General features: G+C 59.1%; 16 protein-coding genes and 1 pseudogene. 6 read left to right on the forward strand and 11 right to left on the reverse strand.

Going from position 1 to position 16968, the window contains the following annotated elements:
- Positions 1-453: 453 nt before the first annotated feature.
- Positions 454-735, forward strand: coding sequence for a DUF6124 family protein (locus AC1DRN_RS14345; protein ID WP_223458345.1), 282 nt, complete (start codon positions 454-456; stop codon positions 733-735).
- A 68-nt stretch (positions 736-803) separates the two neighbouring features.
- Here the strand turns inward: AC1DRN_RS14345 and AC1DRN_RS14350 are convergent, their stop codons facing one another.
- The 3 genes from AC1DRN_RS14350 to plsB are packed head-to-tail and all read right to left on the reverse strand — an operon-like array spanning position 804 to position 4474.
- Positions 804-1493 (reverse strand): DUF4197 domain-containing protein, encoded by a 690-nt coding sequence (locus AC1DRN_RS14350; RefSeq protein WP_223458348.1) that lies wholly within the window; start codon positions 1491-1493, stop codon positions 804-806.
- A gap of 26 nt (positions 1494-1519) precedes the next feature.
- A complete protein-coding gene (locus AC1DRN_RS14355) occupies positions 1520-1918 on the reverse strand; it encodes a YbaY family lipoprotein (RefSeq protein ID WP_223458350.1) in 399 nt (132 codons plus the stop codon).
- A 51-nt stretch (positions 1919-1969) separates the two neighbouring features.
- Positions 1970-4474 (reverse strand): glycerol-3-phosphate 1-O-acyltransferase PlsB, encoded by a 2505-nt coding sequence (plsB, locus tag AC1DRN_RS14360; protein ID WP_223458352.1) that lies wholly within the window; start codon positions 4472-4474, stop codon positions 1970-1972.
- A gap of 236 nt (positions 4475-4710) precedes the next feature.
- Between plsB and AC1DRN_RS14365 the strand changes: the two genes are divergently transcribed.
- Entirely contained in the window at positions 4711-4920 is a 210-nt protein-coding gene (locus tag AC1DRN_RS14365) for a cold shock domain-containing protein (protein WP_007954750.1), read from the forward strand.
- A gap of 136 nt (positions 4921-5056) precedes the next feature.
- Here AC1DRN_RS14365 and AC1DRN_RS14370 read toward each other — a convergent pair whose 3' ends face one another.
- From AC1DRN_RS14370 to AC1DRN_RS14385, 4 genes are all read right to left on the reverse strand, one after another.
- Positions 5057-5434: a hypothetical protein gene (locus tag AC1DRN_RS14370; RefSeq protein ID WP_046041100.1), complete on the reverse strand. Its 378-nt coding sequence runs from the start codon at positions 5432-5434 to the stop codon at positions 5057-5059.
- 75 nt (positions 5435-5509) lie between these two features.
- The gene (locus AC1DRN_RS14375; RefSeq protein ID WP_223458354.1) at positions 5510-6319 is read right to left on the reverse strand and encodes a putative RNA methyltransferase; all 810 of its coding nucleotides are present in this window, start codon (positions 6317-6319) and stop codon (positions 5510-5512) included.
- Positions 6319-7470: a succinyl-diaminopimelate desuccinylase gene (gene dapE / locus AC1DRN_RS14380; RefSeq protein WP_223458356.1), complete on the reverse strand. Its 1152-nt coding sequence runs from the start codon at positions 7468-7470 to the stop codon at positions 6319-6321. The genes AC1DRN_RS14375 and dapE overlap by 1 nt, the downstream gene beginning before the upstream one ends.
- A gap of 211 nt (positions 7471-7681) precedes the next feature.
- Positions 7682-10273: a glycosyltransferase gene (locus AC1DRN_RS14385; protein WP_223458358.1), complete on the reverse strand. Its 2592-nt coding sequence runs from the start codon at positions 10271-10273 to the stop codon at positions 7682-7684.
- Between the two features lie 264 nt (positions 10274-10537).
- On the opposite strand from AC1DRN_RS14385, the gene tcdA reads away from it, so the two are divergent.
- The gene (gene tcdA, locus AC1DRN_RS14390; protein ID WP_008019563.1) at positions 10538-11356 is read left to right on the forward strand and encodes a tRNA cyclic N6-threonylcarbamoyladenosine(37) synthase TcdA; all 819 of its coding nucleotides are present in this window, start codon (positions 10538-10540) and stop codon (positions 11354-11356) included.
- A 143-nt stretch (positions 11357-11499) separates the two neighbouring features.
- On the opposite strand, the gene AC1DRN_RS14395 is transcribed toward tcdA, so the two are convergent.
- The 4 genes from AC1DRN_RS14395 to AC1DRN_RS14410 form a co-directional block, all read right to left on the reverse strand.
- Complete coding sequence (locus AC1DRN_RS14395; protein WP_223458359.1) at positions 11500-11904, reverse strand: SufE family protein; 405 nt, start codon at positions 11902-11904, stop codon at positions 11500-11502.
- Positions 11901-13106: an aminotransferase class V-fold PLP-dependent enzyme gene (locus AC1DRN_RS14400; protein WP_223458361.1), complete on the reverse strand. Its 1206-nt coding sequence runs from the start codon at positions 13104-13106 to the stop codon at positions 11901-11903. The genes AC1DRN_RS14395 and AC1DRN_RS14400 overlap by 4 nt, the downstream gene beginning before the upstream one ends.
- A gap of 150 nt (positions 13107-13256) precedes the next feature.
- Complete coding sequence (gene dapD, locus AC1DRN_RS14405) at positions 13257-14291, reverse strand: 2,3,4,5-tetrahydropyridine-2,6-dicarboxylate N-succinyltransferase (RefSeq protein WP_223458364.1); 1035 nt, start codon at positions 14289-14291, stop codon at positions 13257-13259.
- Positions 14292-14323: 32 nt separating this feature from the next.
- The gene (locus AC1DRN_RS14410) at positions 14324-14686 is read right to left on the reverse strand and encodes an ArsC family reductase (RefSeq protein WP_007978403.1); all 363 of its coding nucleotides are present in this window, start codon (positions 14684-14686) and stop codon (positions 14324-14326) included.
- A gap of 226 nt (positions 14687-14912) precedes the next feature.
- Between AC1DRN_RS14410 and AC1DRN_RS14415 the strand changes: the two are divergent.
- The 3 genes and pseudogenes from AC1DRN_RS14415 to AC1DRN_RS14425 form a co-directional block, all read left to right on the forward strand.
- Positions 14913-15092 (forward strand): annotated as a pseudogene (locus AC1DRN_RS14415) (succinyldiaminopimelate transaminase); the annotation flags it as partial.
- A gap of 154 nt (positions 15093-15246) precedes the next feature.
- The gene (locus AC1DRN_RS14420) at positions 15247-15987 is read left to right on the forward strand and encodes a M12 family metallopeptidase (protein ID WP_223458366.1); all 741 of its coding nucleotides are present in this window, start codon (positions 15247-15249) and stop codon (positions 15985-15987) included.
- A 56-nt stretch (positions 15988-16043) separates the two neighbouring features.
- Positions 16044-16853 carry a M12 family metallopeptidase gene (locus tag AC1DRN_RS14425; protein ID WP_223458368.1) on the forward strand — a complete coding sequence of 270 codons (810 nt, stop codon included), beginning with the start codon at positions 16044-16046 and terminating at the stop codon, positions 16851-16853.
- Positions 16854-16968 lie beyond the last annotated feature (115 nt).

The raw sequence follows: 16968 nt of genomic DNA on the forward strand, positions 1-16968 counted from the left end.
GGATGTACTCGGTCAAATTGTGGGAGCTGGCTTGCCTGCGATGGCGGCCTGCCAGCCGACCAATCCCTCACAGATGTACCCGATCCAATTGTAGGAGCGAGCCTGCTCGCGATGACGGCTTATCAGTCAAAAGTGTTTATCGCCTGATCAAACATTCAGACCATTCCCACAAGACTTTCAGGTTGCCCGTCGGAAGCACGGTCTTTAGCCTTTGACCGTCGCTGCCAATTCAGCGACCGGGACTGCAAGCCCGCCAATAGTTTGTTAGGCGCCCATAAGCGCACCTATAATCGTGGCGCTTTTTAGCGACCACCGATTTATGGTGGCTGTGTGCGGGAGATCTTCGGGTCTGCCGAGGTTGCCTAACGACTCGGTCTTGCAGACCTGCACACAGCTGCCACCCATCATCTGCAAGTGATGCTGGCTGCTCCAATTTTCGTTAGGAGTTTCACAATGGTCAAACACAGTCCCAACCCCCCGGCTTCAGAGCCCGAAGAACATATCGGCACTTCAAGTCGCCCCTGTCCAATTTTCACTATCCGCCCAGGCATTAATTCCGAAACCCTGCTGGTCCACGCCTACGAAACCCTCGCCTCAGCCAACGTGATGGCGACCGAGTTGTCATCCAACCTGATTGGCCCGACGTGCAATCTGGTGCTCGGTATTCAGCAGATGATTGTACTTGCACAGCTATCGGTGAGCGAGGTGCTGGATCACCTTGACCCGCAGCAATAGAGAACGAAAAAGCCCGCTGACCTTCACAAGGTTCAGCGGGCTTTTCTGGTGTTGTCGCCAGCTAAAAATTACAAGGTTCCAAACACCTTCTTCGCCAAACTGGTCGCCGCAGCCGCCGGGTTCTGGCGGATGGTTTCTTCCTGTTTGCCAATCATCTCGAACAAGCCATTCAACGCTTGCTCGGTGACGTAGTTTTCGACGTTGGCATTCTTCGCATCCACTACACCCATTGTCGCCGCTTGTCCGGCGAAGGAATTGTACTGCTGGGCCAGGCCAACCTTGTCGGTGGCTTGCTTGACGATGGGCAGGAACTTGGCGCGAATCTGTTCGCGACTGGTCTTGTTCAGGTATTGGGTAGCCGAGTCGTTGCCACCGCTGAGGATACCCTTGGCATCTTCCACGGTCATTTTCTTCACGGCATCGACGAGGATGGGCTGGGCCTGGGTGACGGCGGTTTCGGCCGCTTTGTTCATGCTGGCTTCCAGCTCATCGACCTGATCACCCATGCCGAACTGTTTCATTTTGCTGGCGACTTTGCCCAGCTTGCCCGGCAGTTCGATTTTCACGTCGGGGTTGTTGCTGAAGCCCCCCGGGGTGCCGAGTTGTTTGACGGCCAGTTGCGCGCCTTGGGTCAGTGCGTCCTTGAGCCCGCCGGTGGCGTCTTTTTGCGACAGGTCGGTGAGGGACAGCGCCATCGCGCTGGCGCAGAACATTAAACCTGCGCACAGGCCGGCAAAACGGAGGGTAGGGCGGAGCATGGCAACTTCCTTTTTCAAAAAAACACTCAGCGGGCCGCGTCGACACGGACCTTCACGGGTTTGGGATCGGAGCCGTCCAGGCGCACGGCGTGATTTTCGGTGGTGATGAACAGCAGTTTGCCGTCGACTTCAATGCGTGCATTCACCGAGTAACGGTGATTGGACTCTACCGTCAGCGGGTCGTAGCTGAGATGGAAGGGCAGCGGCACCTGGCCTTTGACCGGGCCGCGTTGCTCGTCGATGACCTTTGCCGGGGCGTCGGCCAGTGAGATGTCTTGCAGGCTGACGCTGAGGACCGCGTTCGGTGGCAGTGCGCTGCGTTGCAGGTAGAAGACTTCACCATCGAGGGATGCCTTGGGCGCCGGTGTCGGATGCTGGCAGGCAGTCAACAGCAAGGCGGCTGCGATCAGGGGCAGTTTTTTCATTGAAAGATCTCCGTATCGAGGGCACCAGAACTGACTGGCGCCCTGATCAATCTAGACGGTTTCGACCGGTGGTGCGGGTTGATCCGCCGCATCTTCACTGCGATGCAACGCCACCTGACGGATCGACAAACGAATCTCCGCCGGCAACACCCGCTTGGCCGCGCCTTCGGCCAGTTCACCGAGCAGTTCGTGGTAGCTCAGCTTGCCCGCTTCATCGCGCTTGAGCACATCGAGGTCGAGCATGGTCTGGATGAAGTGGCGAAACAGGCTCTTGTCGAAGAATTCCGGGGCGTTCAGGCCATGCAGGATCGACAGGCGCTGGGCCATGACCGTGCACAGGTCCTCCAGTTCTTCGGCGCTGATGCTGTTCTGGCCGCTGTTGAGCAGCAGGGACACGGTCATGTAGAAGCGCTGCAACGTCTGGGCGATGCTTTTCGACAGTAAGGTCAGCAGCACGAAATGCCGCGAGCTTGGAGCCGGACGCAGGAACACGTTGTTCTCGAAACGCAGCAGGCCTTGTTCGACGAAGGCTTCCAGCCATTGATCGATCACCGCATCCAGTTCGTCCAGCGACCAGCGAATGAACAGTTCCGCTTGCAGGTAGGGATACAACGCGCGGGTATAGCGCAGGATCTGTTCGCGGCTCATGCGCGAGGCGCTCTGGAAGAAGCTCGCCAGCAGCGCCGGCAGGGCGAAGATGTGCAGCACGTTGTTGCGGTAGTAGGTCATCAGGACGGCGTTCTGCTCGTCCAGATACAGGATCTTGCCCAGCGCATCGCTCTGCTCCGAGAGCAGGTCCATGTCCTTCACATGCTCGATCAGCGCCCGGCCATCGCCTTCCGGCAAGGTGGTGTGCGGCGAATACGGGACCTTGCGCAGCAGCGCCAGGTACAGGTCCAGCACCCGCGCCATGGCCCGATCATCCAGCGCCAGTCGGGTGGTCGACAGCAGCGCCAGTGCCACCAGGTTGACCGGGTTGATCGCTGCCGCTTCGTTCAGATGCCGGGCGACTTTCTCGCCGAGACGATTGGTGGTTTCGTTGAGCCAGGCGGGTCTGAACTGCGGGCCGAGTTCCTGTTGGCGCCAGTCCGGCTGTTCGCCGTCGAGGAATTCCGCCAGCTTGATCGGCTCGCCGAAGTTCACCGCCACCTGGCCGAAGCGCTGCTTGAGTGCGCCGATGACTTTGAAAATATCGAAGATCGATTCTTTTTTCTTGGCCGCACCGCGCAACTCGCCGAGGTAGGTCCGGCCTTCCAGCACGCGCTCGTAGCCGATGTAGACCGGCACGAAGACGATGGGCATGCGCGACGAACGCAGGAAGCTGCGCAGGGTGATCGCCAGCATCCCGGTCTTCGGTTGCAGCATGCGCCCGGTGCGCGAACGGCCGCCCTCGACGAAGTACTCCACCGGGAAGCCCTTGGTGAACAGGGTGTGCAGGTATTCGTTGAACACCGAGGTGTACAGCGGGTTGCCCTTGAAGGTGCGGCGCATGAAAAACGCACCGCCGCGACGCAGCAGGCCGCCAATCACCGGCATGTTCAGGTTGATGCCGGCGGCAATGTGCGGCGGGGTCAGGCCGTTGCGGAACAGCAGGTATGACAGCAGCAGGTAGTCGATGTGGCTGCGGTGGCACGGCACGTAGATCACTTCGTGACCCTGGGCGACCTTCTGCACGCCCTCGATGTGGTTGACCTTGATACCGTCGTAGATCTTGTTCCAGAACCAGCTCAGCACCACTTCCATAAAACGGATCGCAGTGTAGGTGTAGTCCGAGGCGATTTCGTTGCCGTAGCGTAGCGCTTGAGCTTTGGCCTTCTCCGGTGAAATGTTCTCGCGTTCGGTTTCGTCGAGGATCGCTTGTTTGACCTGTGGCTCGTTGAGCAGGCCTTTGACCAGATTACGGCGGTGGGAAATGTCCGGGCCGATCACCGCCGCCTTCAGGTTGCGGAAGTGCACCCGCAGGATCCGCTGAGCCATGCGCACGGTGCGCTCGTGGCCCTTGTTGTGCTCGATCAGTTCGCGCAGGTGGATCGGCGCGGAGAACTGCACGCGGGTCTTGCGTCCCAGCACGATGACGCTCAGCAATCGGCGCAAGCGCCCGGTGACCGCCCAGCTATCGGCGAACAGGAGTTTCCATGGGCTGTTTTCGCTGTCTGGCGACTGGCCCCAGAACACGCTGACCGGGATGATCTGCGCATCTTCGGCGGCGTTCTGGCTCAGGGCGCTGACCAGGCGGGTCAGGGTCGGCGGCGCGCCGCGCTTGTCCTGGCGGCCGAGCCAGTCCGGTTCCGGTGTCAGGTAGAAGAACGCGGCAGGCTCCAGCAGGTTATCCACCGACACCGGCAGCACCGGACGTGGCAGGCCAGCCTTGCTGCACTCGGTGTCGACCACGGCGAGGTCGGTCAGCGAAGGGTTTTGCAGGACGTAGAACACCGGACGACTGCGGTCGAGGTTGAGGGTGAGCGACGACTGGTTGATCGTCTCCGAGCGAACCCAGAGGTACAACAGTCGGCGCAGGGTGCCAAACACAAGACGGCGGAACGGGGAGCGGGTCATACGGCTTCTGCGTGAGTGAATAAAACCAAGCGTTTGCTCGGGAGGGCGATAGTGTGCCGGATTCGCTTAAAATCGGCAAAAAAGCGGCGAAGTAAACTCCTGTTGAGAGTTTTAACGTCTGTCATATACTCGGCGCTCTGTCGCCGTTGCCCTCATGGGACCGGTATGCGCAGGCTGACGTTCCCGAGGCTTTCCTGCGAAAAGCCCGATCAATAATAAAAAGGGAGTATGAACAAATGGCAACACGCGAAACCGGCAATGTGAAGTGGTTCAACGACGCCAAGGGCTACGGCTTCATTCAGCGCGAGGACGGGGTGGACGTGTTCGTGCACTACCGCGCGATTCGCGGCGAAGGGCACCGTTCGCTGACCGAAGGCCAGCAGGTTGAATACGCGGTGGTGGAAGGGCAGAAGGGGTTGCAGGCTGAGGATGTTGTAGGTCTGTAACCAAAATCTTCAGAACACCCAAAAACACTGTGGGAGCGAGCTTGCTCGCGATGAGGTCCTTTCAGCCAACGTAGATGTTGAATGTAAGTCCGCTATCGCGAGCAAGCTCGCTCCCACAGGTTTGGTGTGTAGGCTATTACGCGGTTTTCCAGGTGATTTCTTCTTCACCATCGGCGCTGATGCGAATCCAGCGATCCGCCGTCTCCTCACCTTCCTCCTCGACCCAGGTGCCCGGCGCGCAACGCACTTCGACGTTCAGCGCGGCAAACGCGGCGCGGGCGCAGGCGATGTCGTCGTCCCATGGGGTCTGGTCACTTTCCAGATACAGGCTGTTCCATTTACCGACGGCTTTTGGCAACCAGGTCACCGGCACGTTGCCAGCCTTGCACTTGTAGGTCTGGCCCTTCTGGACCCAATCCGTGCACGGGCCCAATGCCGCACCGAGCCAAGCGGAAATGGCTTTGTGGTCGACGTCGGCGTCTTTCAGGTAAATCTCGATATCGGGTTGGCGCATGGATGTCCTCACTGCGGGTCTGAAAAATCCATTCGCGGATTTAGCCGGTCTCGGGCACTCGCCCGGAACCAAAAGTTATTGAAGAACGAAATAATCGTAGCGCATTGATACGGTGGTCTCGAACGGCTCGGCCTGTTCGATAACCGCTGTCCGGCGCTCGGCACTGGCACGCCAGCCGTGGGGCGTCATCGCTAGCAGGTTGGCACGGTCCTGCGGCTTGTCCAGCGTCAGCTTGAACGTCAGCGTCTCGCTGTGCGCCAATGCCATGCCTTCCGGCACCAGGTCCAGATGCTTGTCGTCAATGTACTCGCGGACTTCGTCATACAGCCGTTCACGCAGTTCCATCAGGTGGCCGCTGGTTGGCCCGACTTTCATCAGGCCGCCGCCAACACTGAGCAGGCGCTTGGCTTCTTCCCAATCCAGCGGGCTGAAGACACTGGCCAGGAACTGGCAACTGCCGGAAGCCAACGGCACCCGCGCCATGCTGGCGATCAACCAGGTGAGCTTCGGGTTGCGTTTGCAGGCGCGTTTGACCGCTTCGCGGGAGATGTCCAAGGCATAACCTTCGGCATCTGGCAAAGCCTCGGCGATTTGCGCGGTGTAGTAACCCTCGCCACAACCGATGTCCAGCCAGTGCTGCGGTGCATAACTGGCAGCCAGCTCCGCCAGACGCTTGGCCACCGGGGCGTAGTGCCCGGCGTTCAAAAAGTCGCGGCGGGCTTCGACCATCGCCTGGTTATCCCCAGGGTCGCGACTGTTCTTGTGTTGCACCGGTAGCAAGTTCAAATAACCCTGGCGCGCACGGTCGAAACGATGCCCGGCTGGGCAGGCCACGCCGTTTTCCACCGCGTTCAGCGGTTCACTGCAGATCGGACACGCCAGCATCAGGCGAGCAACTTGATCAGGGTCTGGTAGTAGATTTCGGTAAGCACGTCGAGATCGGCGGCCAGCACGCGCTCGTTGACCTGGTGGATGGTCGCGTTGACCGGGCCCAGCTCAACCACTTGGGTGCCCATGGTTGCGATGAAGCGCCCGTCTGAGGTGCCACCGCTGGTGGACGCCTTGGTTTCGCGACCGGTGATGTCCTTGATGCTCGCCGATACCGCGTCGAGCAGCGCGCCCGGTTCGGTGAGGAATGGCAGGCCGGACAGCGCCCAGTCGATGTGCCAGTCCAGGCCATGCTTGTCGAGGATGTCGGCGACGCGCTTTTGCAGGCCTTCGACGGTGGACTCGGTGGAGAAACGGAAGTTGAACACCGCCACCAGATCACCCGGGATCACGTTGGTCGCACCGGTGCCGGAGTTGACGTTGGAAATCTGGAAACTGGTCGGCGGGAAGAAATCGTTACCGTGGTCCCAGTGCTCGGCGGCAAGTTCCGCCAGGGCCGGGGCGGCGAGGTGGATCGGGTTCTTCGCCAGGTGCGGGTAAGCCACGTGGCCTTGTACACCGCGCACGGTCAGCTTGGCGCCGAGGGAGCCGCGACGGCCGTTCTTGACCACGTCACCCACCAGGGTGGTGCTCGACGGTTCGCCGACGATGCACCAGTCCAGACGCTCCTTGCGCGCGGCCAGGCGTTCAACCACGGCCTTGGTGCCGTGGTGCGCCGGGCCTTCTTCGTCGCTGGTGATCAGAAACGCGACTTTGCCCTTGTGATTCGGGTAGTCGGCGACAAAACGCTCGGACGCGACGGTCATGGCGGCGAGGCTGCCTTTCATGTCGGCGGCGCCACGGCCGCAGAGCATGCCGTGTTCGTCGATCAGCGCGTTGAACGGCTCGATCTGCCAGGCCGACACCGGACCGGTCGGGACCACGTCGGTGTGGCCGGCGAAGCACAGCACCGGACCGTCGTCCTGGCCGTGGGTGGCCCAGAAGTTATCCACATCTTCGATGCGCATCGGTTCCAGGGTGAAACCGGCATCGCCCAGGCGCTGCATCATCTGCTTCTGGCAATCGGCGTCGATCGGCGTCACGGACGGACGGCGGATCAGGTCGATGGCGAGTTGGAGGGTCGGCGAAAGGTCGGCGTGGGCCGTCATGGAAAACTCCGGAAGATCTTAATGTGGGAGCGAGCTTGCTCGCGATAGCGCAATCACAGCCAACATAAAGGTTGAATGTGACGGCCTCATCGCGAGCAAGCTCGCTCCCACAGGTATGGGGTAGGCCATCAAGGGCCAAGCCCCGCAAAATGGCGCTTATCTTAAAGCAAAACGGCGACCATTGGCCGCCGTTTAGTGCATCTGCGCAGATTTAGACGACAGGTGCCGTTTCAGGTTCGGCGGTCGGTTTCGGCAGCGACGACAGGAATGCCATGATCAACGCCGCCAGGTACGGCAGCGACTGCACCAGCAGCATGGTCACCCAGAAGCGCATATCGTTGCTCGGCATGCCGTTCACCAGGAAGATCCCCAAGGCAGCACCCCACAGCAGCAGCATGATGAACATCTCTTCCCGGGCTTCCGAAATCGCCACCCAGAAGCCGTGGTTATCGGCGTTTTTCGGCGTACGGAAGAACGGAATGCTGCTGGTGAAGAAACCGTACAGCACCGCTTTGGCGATGGTGTGGGACAACGCCAGGCCGGCCAGCGCCGCGCAGAAGGCATCCTTCAAGTTGACCCCGACCGCTCGGCGGTAGAGGAAGATGATCTTGGCGACCTTGAACACGAACAGCGCCAATGGCGGGATTGCGAAGATCAGCAGCGGCGGATCGACCCGTTGCGGCACGATGATCATTGCCGCCGACCACAACAGCGCGCCGACGGTGAAGAAGATGTTCATGCCGTCCGCCACCCACGGCAACCAGCCCGCGAGGAAGTGATAACGCTGGCCACGGGTCAGCTCGGTGTCCTTGCCGCGCAGCAGGCTGGCGGTGTGACGCTTGATGATCTGTATCGCTCCGTAAGCCCAGCGGAAACGCTGTTTCTTGAAGTCGATGAAGGTATCGGGCATCAGGCCTTTACCGTAGCTGGTGTGGTAATACGCCGCCGACAGGCCTTTTTCGAACACGCGCAGGCCCAGTTCGGCGTCTTCACAGATGCACCAGTCGGCCCAGCCCAGTTCTTCGAGCACCGAGCGACGGGTCATGGTCATGGTGCCGTGCTGGATGATCGCGTCACGGTCGTTGCGGGTGACCATGCCGATGTGGAAGAAACCTTTGTATTCCGCGTAGCAGAGCTTCTTGAAGGTGCTTTCGTTCTGGTCGCGGTAATCCTGCGGCGACTGCACCACGGCGATTTTCGGATCGGCGAAGTGCGGCACCATGTGCTTGAGCCAGTTGCGGTCGACGCAGTAGTCCGAGTCGATCACGGCAATGACTTCGGCATCCTTGGCGGTGTGCGGGATCAGGTAGTTCAGCGCGCCGCCCTTGAAGCCGGCCAGCGGTGCCACGTGGAAGAATTTGAAGCGCGGGCCGAGGGTTGTGCAGTAGTCACGCACCGGTTCCCAGACCGCCGGGTCCTTGGTGTTGTTGTCGATGATCAGGACTTCGAAGTCCGGATAGTCGAGGTTGGCCAGGGCGTTGAGGGTCTGTTTGACCATCTCCGGCGGCTCGTTGTAGCAGGGCACGTGAATCGACACTTTCGGGCGGTAGCTGGAATCGCCTTCCACCGGCAGGAACTCGCGCCGGCGCTTGTGCACCCACACCGCTTCGGCCAGTTCATGGGCTTCGGTCAGCAGTACGATAAACACCCCGAGCGCGCCGAGGGCGAGCAAGAAGCCCACTGTCAGGCTGAACCAGGTGCTGTATTGCTGGCTGTAGTCGTAACCGATCCACACCAGCACCGAACCACACAGGAACGCAATGAAGGTCAGGAAGGTACGGCCACGCTGGCGCAGGGCCGAGCCGTCGATCATCAGCAGGGTCAGCGACAACAGTGCCAATACCACCGAACCAATGGCCAACACGCGCCATTGCGGAATCGCCACCACCGGGCCTTCGAAGTTGAACTTCTGCTGGCGCGCGGCGTTGAACACGCCCCAGTAGGCGCCGACGGAACCTTCGTCGCTGGCTTTCCACGGCTGGTCAAACGCTTCGATCACGAAGTAGTTGAAGCCCTGACGGTTGAGTTTGTTGACCAGGGTTCGCAGGTAGATCGCCTGGTCCGCCGGGGAGGCATCGGCGCCACCGCGCATGCGGCCGTTGCTCGGCCAGCCCACTTCGGACAGCAGCAGCGGCTTTTTCGGGAACATCTTCTTCAGGTCGCGGGCGCGGTCGAGGACGAACTGCCCGGCCTTGTCCATCGGGATGAATTCCCAGTAAGGCAGGATGTGCGCGGCAATCAGGTCGACGTGTTTGGCCAGTTCCGGGTGTTCCTCCCACACGTGCCACTGCTCGGACGTGGTTACCGGCACCTTCACGGCGGCACGCACGCGATCGAGCATGACGCCGAGTTCCTGGGCGGTGATTTCCTTGCGGAAAATCGCTTCGTTGCCGACTACCACACGAACCACGCTGCGCGAGGCGTTGGCGATTTCGATGGCGCGGGTAATTTCCCGTTCGTTGCGCTCCTGGTCCGGGCTGATCCAGATCCCCAGGGTCACCCGCAAGCCGAACTCTTCCGCCAGTTTCGGGATGTTTTGCAGGGTGCCATCGACCGAGTAGATGCGGATGTTGTCCGTCAGCTTGCTCATGATCTCCAGGTCGCGACGCATTTGATCGTCGGTCGGGTACTGGTCTTTCTGCGGGAATTGGCCCTGCTGGAATGGCGAGTAGGAGAAGCCGGAGATCTGTTCTGGCCAGTTGGGGGCGGTGACCGGGCGGTTGATCAGCGCCCAGAAGCCGGTAAACAAGGCTGCGATGGCGAGCACCACGACCAGGTTGAGTCCAAATTTACGCGATGACATAGCTATTTCGGGTTCCAAAGACTGTGGAACGAAGGAACGGTTGGCGGTCGCCAAGGGGCGCGCATCCTACACCGGGCATTCTCTGGTCGTACAGCGGACAGGGAATTGCCGGACATTGGGCAATCCAAGTCGGTTTAAGTTCTTTCGTTAGAGCCTGTAGGGCAAATCTTTGTTCGATGTGGTTTTCATGGATGTTGCCAGTTCATAGCGCAATGATGATCTTGGGCGCCGACAGCCCTATAATGCGCGCCGGTTTTTGGGGTAATGGTCATGAGTACAGAAGATCCGCGGTTTGCCGGCATCGCCCGTTTGTATGGCATCGAAGGCCTTGAGCGCCTGCGCGCGGCCCATGTGGCGATCGTCGGCGTCGGCGGCGTCGGTTCCTGGGCGGCGGAAGCCATGGCCCGTTGTGGTGTCGGCGAGATATCGCTGTTCGACCTGGACGACGTCTGCGTCAGCAACGCCAACCGCCAGCTGCATGCGCTGGACAGCACGGTGGGCAAGCCCAAGGTCGAGGTGATGGCCGAGCGTCTGCGCGGGATCAACCCGGACTGCACGGTGCACGCGGTGCCTGACTTCGTTACCCGCGACACCATGGCCGAGTACATCACGCCGAACATCGACTGCGTGATCGACTGCATCGACAGCGTCAACGCCAAGGCTGCGCTGATCGCCTGGTGCAAGCGCCGCAAGATCCAGATCATCACCACCGGCGGCGCGGGCGGACAGATTGACCCGACGTTGATCCAGGTCTGCGACCTGAATCGCACGTTCAACGATCCGTTGGCGTCGAAAGTGCGCTCCACACTGCGCCGCGACTACGGCTTCTCACGTACCGTGACCCGCCATTACAGCGTGCCGTGCGTGTTTTCCACCGAACAACTGCGTTACCCGAAACCGGATGGCAGTATTTGCCTGCAGAAAAGTTTTGTCGGTGATGGGGTGAAGCTCGACTGTGCCGGTGGGTTTGGCGCAGTGATGATGGTGACGGCGACATTCGGCATGGTCGCGGCGACCAAGGCTGTGGACAAGATCGTGGCGGGTGTGCGGCGGCCGGCGGATCGGGTCAAGCCTGAAGCCTGATCTGTAAGGCTGATGGCCTCTTCGTCGGAACGCCGCCCGGAGCAAGCCCGCTCCCACAGGAGTGAGTGTCGGATGCAAAATCCGGATTCACCGCCAATCCCTGTGGGAGCGGGCTTGCCCGCGATGGACTGCGCAGCAGTCCTTTACTGTGCCAACTCCCGCATCCGCTGAAGCACCGCATTCAAACCATTACTGCGCGACTCGGACAACTGCCGCCCCAACCCCAACTGATTGAACCAGTCCGGCAAATCCACCTGCTGCAACTCGGCCGCCGATAATCCATTGACCCGCGCCAGCAGCAACGCCACCAACCCGCGAATCAAACGCGCGTCGCTGTTGGCGCTGAACAGCCAATGATCATCGCGCAATTCGCCCACCAGCCACACCTGGCTTTCACAGCCGTGCACCCGGTTGGCATCGCACATCTGCGCATCACTCAAGGCCGGCAGACGCTCGCCCCATTGCATCAGCAGGCGTGCGCGTTGTTCCCAGCCGGCCGTTTTCTGAAAGGTCTCGAGTGCCGTTACGGCATCGGCGGGCAGGTTCATCGCAATAGCTCCAGCGCCTGATCCAGGGCTTCAAAGAACCGCTCCAGGTCTTCGGAATCGTTGTACAGCGCCAACGACACCCGAATCGCCCCGGCCAGTTCAAAGCGTTTAAGCAGCGGCATGGCGCAGTGATGGCCGGCCCGCACCGCTATCCCTTGTTCGGTCAGCAAATGCGCGAGATCGGAGTTATGCACACCGTCGACGGTGAAACTGGCCAGCGCCACTTGCGGTTTGCCTAACAGGCGAATGCCATTGCGCGCCTCCAGGCCCTTGAGCAGACAGGCATGCAGCGCTGCTTCATGGGCGGACAGGGCGTTCTGATCGAGCCCGGCGAGGTAATCCAGGGTCGCTCCCAGGCCGATCACACCGGCAATCGGCGGCGTCCCGGCCTCGAAACCCAGCGGTGCCGGGCGAAAGCGTGCGTCGTGATAATTGGCATCCAGCACCATTTCGCCGCCGAACTGCCAGGGACGCAGTTGTTGCAGCGCTGTATTGCGCCCGAACAGCACGCCCAGGCCATCGGGGCCGTAGAGTTTATGGCTGGAGAACACATAAAAATCGCAGCCCAGCGCTTGCACGTCGTGGCGGCCATGGACCACGCCCTGGGCGCCGTCGATCACCGTCATGGCGTTGTGCGCCTTGGCCAGTGCCAGTAATTCAGGCAGCGGCTGCCACGCGCCAATCACATTGGACAATTGGCTGACCGCCAACAGACGTGTGCGCGAGCCTATCAAACCGGTCGCGGCTTCAAGGTCGATCACACCGTCGGCATCCAGCGGCAGGATCACCAGTTTCAGCTCGCGACGGTGCGCCAGTTGCTGCCACGGCAGCAGGTTGGCGTGATGCTCCAGGGCGCTGATGACAATCTCGTCGCCCGGATTGAAAAGATGTTCCAGGCCGTAGGCCAGGAGATTCAGCGCGGACGTCGCGCCGTGGGTAAAGATGATCTGCCCGCAATCGCCAGTATTGAGCCATTGCGCGATTTTGCGGCGGCTGTCCTCGAACGCCTGGGTGGCGTGGGCGCCGGGCAAATGCTGCGCCCGATGCACGTTGGCCGCGCCGTTGGCGTAGTAATGCGCCAGGGCATCCAGCAGGGCTTGAGGTTTTTGCGTGGTGGCGGCGTTGTCCAGATAGGTCTGGCCTTGCCGTTGCAGGGCGGCGATGGCCGGAAAATCGGCGCGCCAGGGAGAGAGGATCATCATGCTATCGGGCCCTGGAGGGTTTACGCCTGACCCCTGTAGGCGCGAGCTTGCTCGCGATGGACGTGAACGATAACGCGCATTGTCTGAATAACCGCGTTGCCCTTACGTTTTTCGCGAGCAGGCTCGCTCCTACAGGTGGATGTGCGGCACTTAGTTATGAGCGTGCAGCGCTTCGTTCAGTTCGATGGCCGATTTGTGGGTTTTGCATTCCACGGCACCGGTTTCCGAATTGCGACGGAACAGCAGGTCCGGCTGGCCAGCCAGTTCACGGGCCTTGACCACTTTGACCAGTTGATTGTTTTCGTCCAGCAGTGCGACCTTGGTGCCGGCAGTCACGTACAGGCCCGACTCGACGGTGTTGCGGTCGCCCAACGGAATGCCGATACCGGCGTTGGCGCCGATCAGGCAGCCTTCGCCGACCTTGATCACGATGTTGCCGCCGCCCGACAGGGTGCCCATGGTCGAGCAACCGCCGCCCAGGTCCGAACCCTTGCCGACGAATACGCCAGCGGATACGCGGCCTTCGATCATGCCCGGGCCTTCGGTGCCGGCGTTGAAGTTGATGAAGCCTTCGTGCATCACGGTGGTGCCTTCGCCCACGTAAGCGCCCAGGCGCAGACGCGCAGCGTCAGCGATACGCACGCCGGCCGGAACCACGTAGTCGGTCATTTTCGGGAACTTGTCCACCGAGAACACTTCCAGCAGCTCGCCGCGCAGGCGGGCTTCGAGTTGCAGTTCGGCCAGTTCGCTCAGGTCGACCGCGCCCTGGCTGGTCCAGGCCACGTTTGGCAGCAACGGGAAGATCCCGGCCAGGTTAAGGCCGTGTGGCTTGACCAGGCGATGGCTCAGCAGGTGCAGCTTGAGGTAGGCCTCAGGGGTGGACGACAGTTGGGCGTCTTCAGCCAGCAAGGTGGCAACCAGCGGCTTGTGGCTCTCGGCCAGGCGGGTCAGCAGGGCAGCCTGGGCAGCGTCGACGCTTTTCAGCGCTTCAGCCAATTGCGAGGCCTGGGCGGTGCTGAACGCGATGGCCTGATTGCCTTCGGTGTAGCCCAGGATCGGTGCGATAGCGGCGAGGACTTCAGCCGATGGCTTGAGTACCGGGGCGGCGTAGAACACTTCCAGCCATGCGCCTTGACGGTTTTGAGTGCCGACGCCGAAGGCCAGGCTGAACAGGGTAGTGGACATGTGTTTACCTCTAACAAAATTGAACGGGCTGCTTACTTGAGCGCGGCCGCGTAGATATCTGGCTTGAAGCCAATCAGGGTTCGGTCACCGAGATCGAGCACCGGGCGCTTGATCATCGAGGGTTGTGCGAGCATCAGTTCGATGGCTTTCGTCTGGTCGAGATCGGCTTTGCGTTCGTCGTCGAGCTTGCGAAAGGTCGTGCCTGCACGGTTCAACACCACTTCCCAGCCGTGCTCGCTGCACCATTGGGTCAGGTGTTCACGGTCGATACCGACCGCCTTGTAATCATGAAAGTCATAGCTGACAGCGTGTTCATCGAGCCAGGTGCGCGCCTTTTTCATGGTGTCGCAGGCTTTGATGCCGAAAAGGTGCAACGTTTTGCTTGAAACGGTCAAGGAATTGCCCCCTTTGCAGGTGCTGGATTTAAAAGGTGATGGATTATGCCATGACCCTTGAGTTAAAACGCAAAACCCTGTGGGAGGGTGTCGGTACCGGGCGGCGATCCGACGAAGGCGGTGGGCCCAGTCACGGCCCCGCGCACACCGCCCACGGTCAGCAACCAACAGGATCGCGCTGTCGGCACCCGGGTCACTTCACCCTTGCCGCGCAGGCGCCGCCGCCTTCTGCCCCGACCTGTTCGAGCAGGAGCACGTGACCGTGGTGCCGGGTTCTTATTTGTCCCGCGATGTTGATGGTTTAAATCCAGGCGCGGGTCGAGTACGCATGGCACTCGTTGCCCCGCTATCCGAATGTCTTGAAGCGGCAGAACGTATTCGCAACTTCATAACTCGCCGCAACTGACACTGACAAGGCCTGTACCGTGCAACGCAGTACCGGCCGCCACCGGCAACAACATCTAACAAGCAGCAACTTTACAGTGCAACTTTAATTTAAATAATCTCCAGTTCGAAAGCAATCTATTGACCAGGTTAAAACATCGAGAAGGAGAGCGATAATGCCATATTCAGAGCCATGCAAAGTTATCAATAGTTTTGATATACACGCCTCTTACGAAGCGGCCATCAGTGAAAACCCTGGCAACGACAATACCGACTCTATAGGAAGCAGAAAAAAACGCGGCGTCGCATCTCACAGTAAATTCTGGGCAAGTCATCGAACGCTCAAGATTGCTTTTCTTGCCCCACCCTCCAACGCACACCGTCAGGCGGCCATAGCAGCCATCAAACAATGGCAACCCTCTATCAATTTGACGCTGGAGTTCGCAGACGATGCGGTGGGGGATATCAGAATCAGCATGGAAGCCCCCTTGAACTATTCAGCAATCGGTACCGATGCAACACTGCGAGGTCCAGGCGAGAACACAATGAACATCGGCACGGAGCTAACACACCCTGCGTTCGAAAGCACCGTTTTGCATGAGTTTGGCCATGCACTGGGAATGGAACATGAACACCAGCACCCCAAAGCCGACATTCCCTGGAACAGGCCGTTCGTCTACCACTATTACCTCACAAGATATAACTGGTCGAAAGAAGAAGTCGATCACAACTTATTCAAAATACTGGAAACCTTCACTACCCGCACAACGCCCTATGACAAAAAATCAATAATGCACTATCAAATCCCGAATGAACTGACCACGGGCAATTGGAGCGTAGAGAAGAACACCAGCCTCAGCCAGAATGATCGGCGACTGATGCGAAAAATATATCCAAAATCCTTACTGCTCCAATAATTTGCAAGCAAATAAAACCAACACCCCCTTTTCAAAAAACTACAACCGACAAAGACATGGACGCCACCCCAATGAAAAATGGAGCTTGCAGCATTGTTAGAAGCATTGATCCAGTCGCCTCTTACGAGGCCGCGATCAATGAACGAAGTGATAATGTCAAATCCAATACTTCCGGACGCACCAAGAGAAGCGTCGCCGTGCATACTACTTTCTGGAAGCCTGGGCGCACCCTGAAAATAGCCATGTACGACGAGAACCAGAAAACCATAGATACAGTAAAAAACATTGCAAACAAATGGTTGGCGCATGTCAATTTAAAATTCGAATTTATTGCCGGAGCAGTGGGTGACATTCGCATAAAAATCGAGCCAAACCAAACCATTGGCTCTTACTCCCTTTTAGGTACAGATGCACTGACCTGCCCCCCAGACAAACCCACTATGAAAATAGGAACAGCTTTAGAGAATGATGATTTCGAAACCACTGTATTACATGAATTTGGTCACGCACTCGGCCTCCATCATGAACATCAACATCCCGATGCAGATATCCCTTGGGATCTGGAAAAAGTCTACGCGTGGTATAAAGAAAATTTCGACTGGGAGCGTGATCGAGTTGATTCACAGGTCCTGCCGTTACCTCGCTCCACATATTACATCTATGGCGATTACGACCCCTTGTCAGTCATGCATTACGACATCGATAGCAACCTTACCCTGAACAACTGGTCACACCCTGAAAATTCCAAGCTAAGTGAAAGCGACATGGAGATGATTCGCAAAATCTACCCTCACAAAACTATACTCGACACACTCTCTGAGCTATACGACAAACTGAAATCACCACTTTTTGGCAGAACTCATTAACAACTAAATGTTTTTAAAGCACGATTTTTAGCTCTAGCCATATCGATGACTCTTCGATACTCGCTGCAACACAGCAATGAAAACGATCAAAAGAGTGTGCATCATTACTTCATTG

This window comes from Pseudomonas sp. P5_B3, from assembly GCF_056400405.1.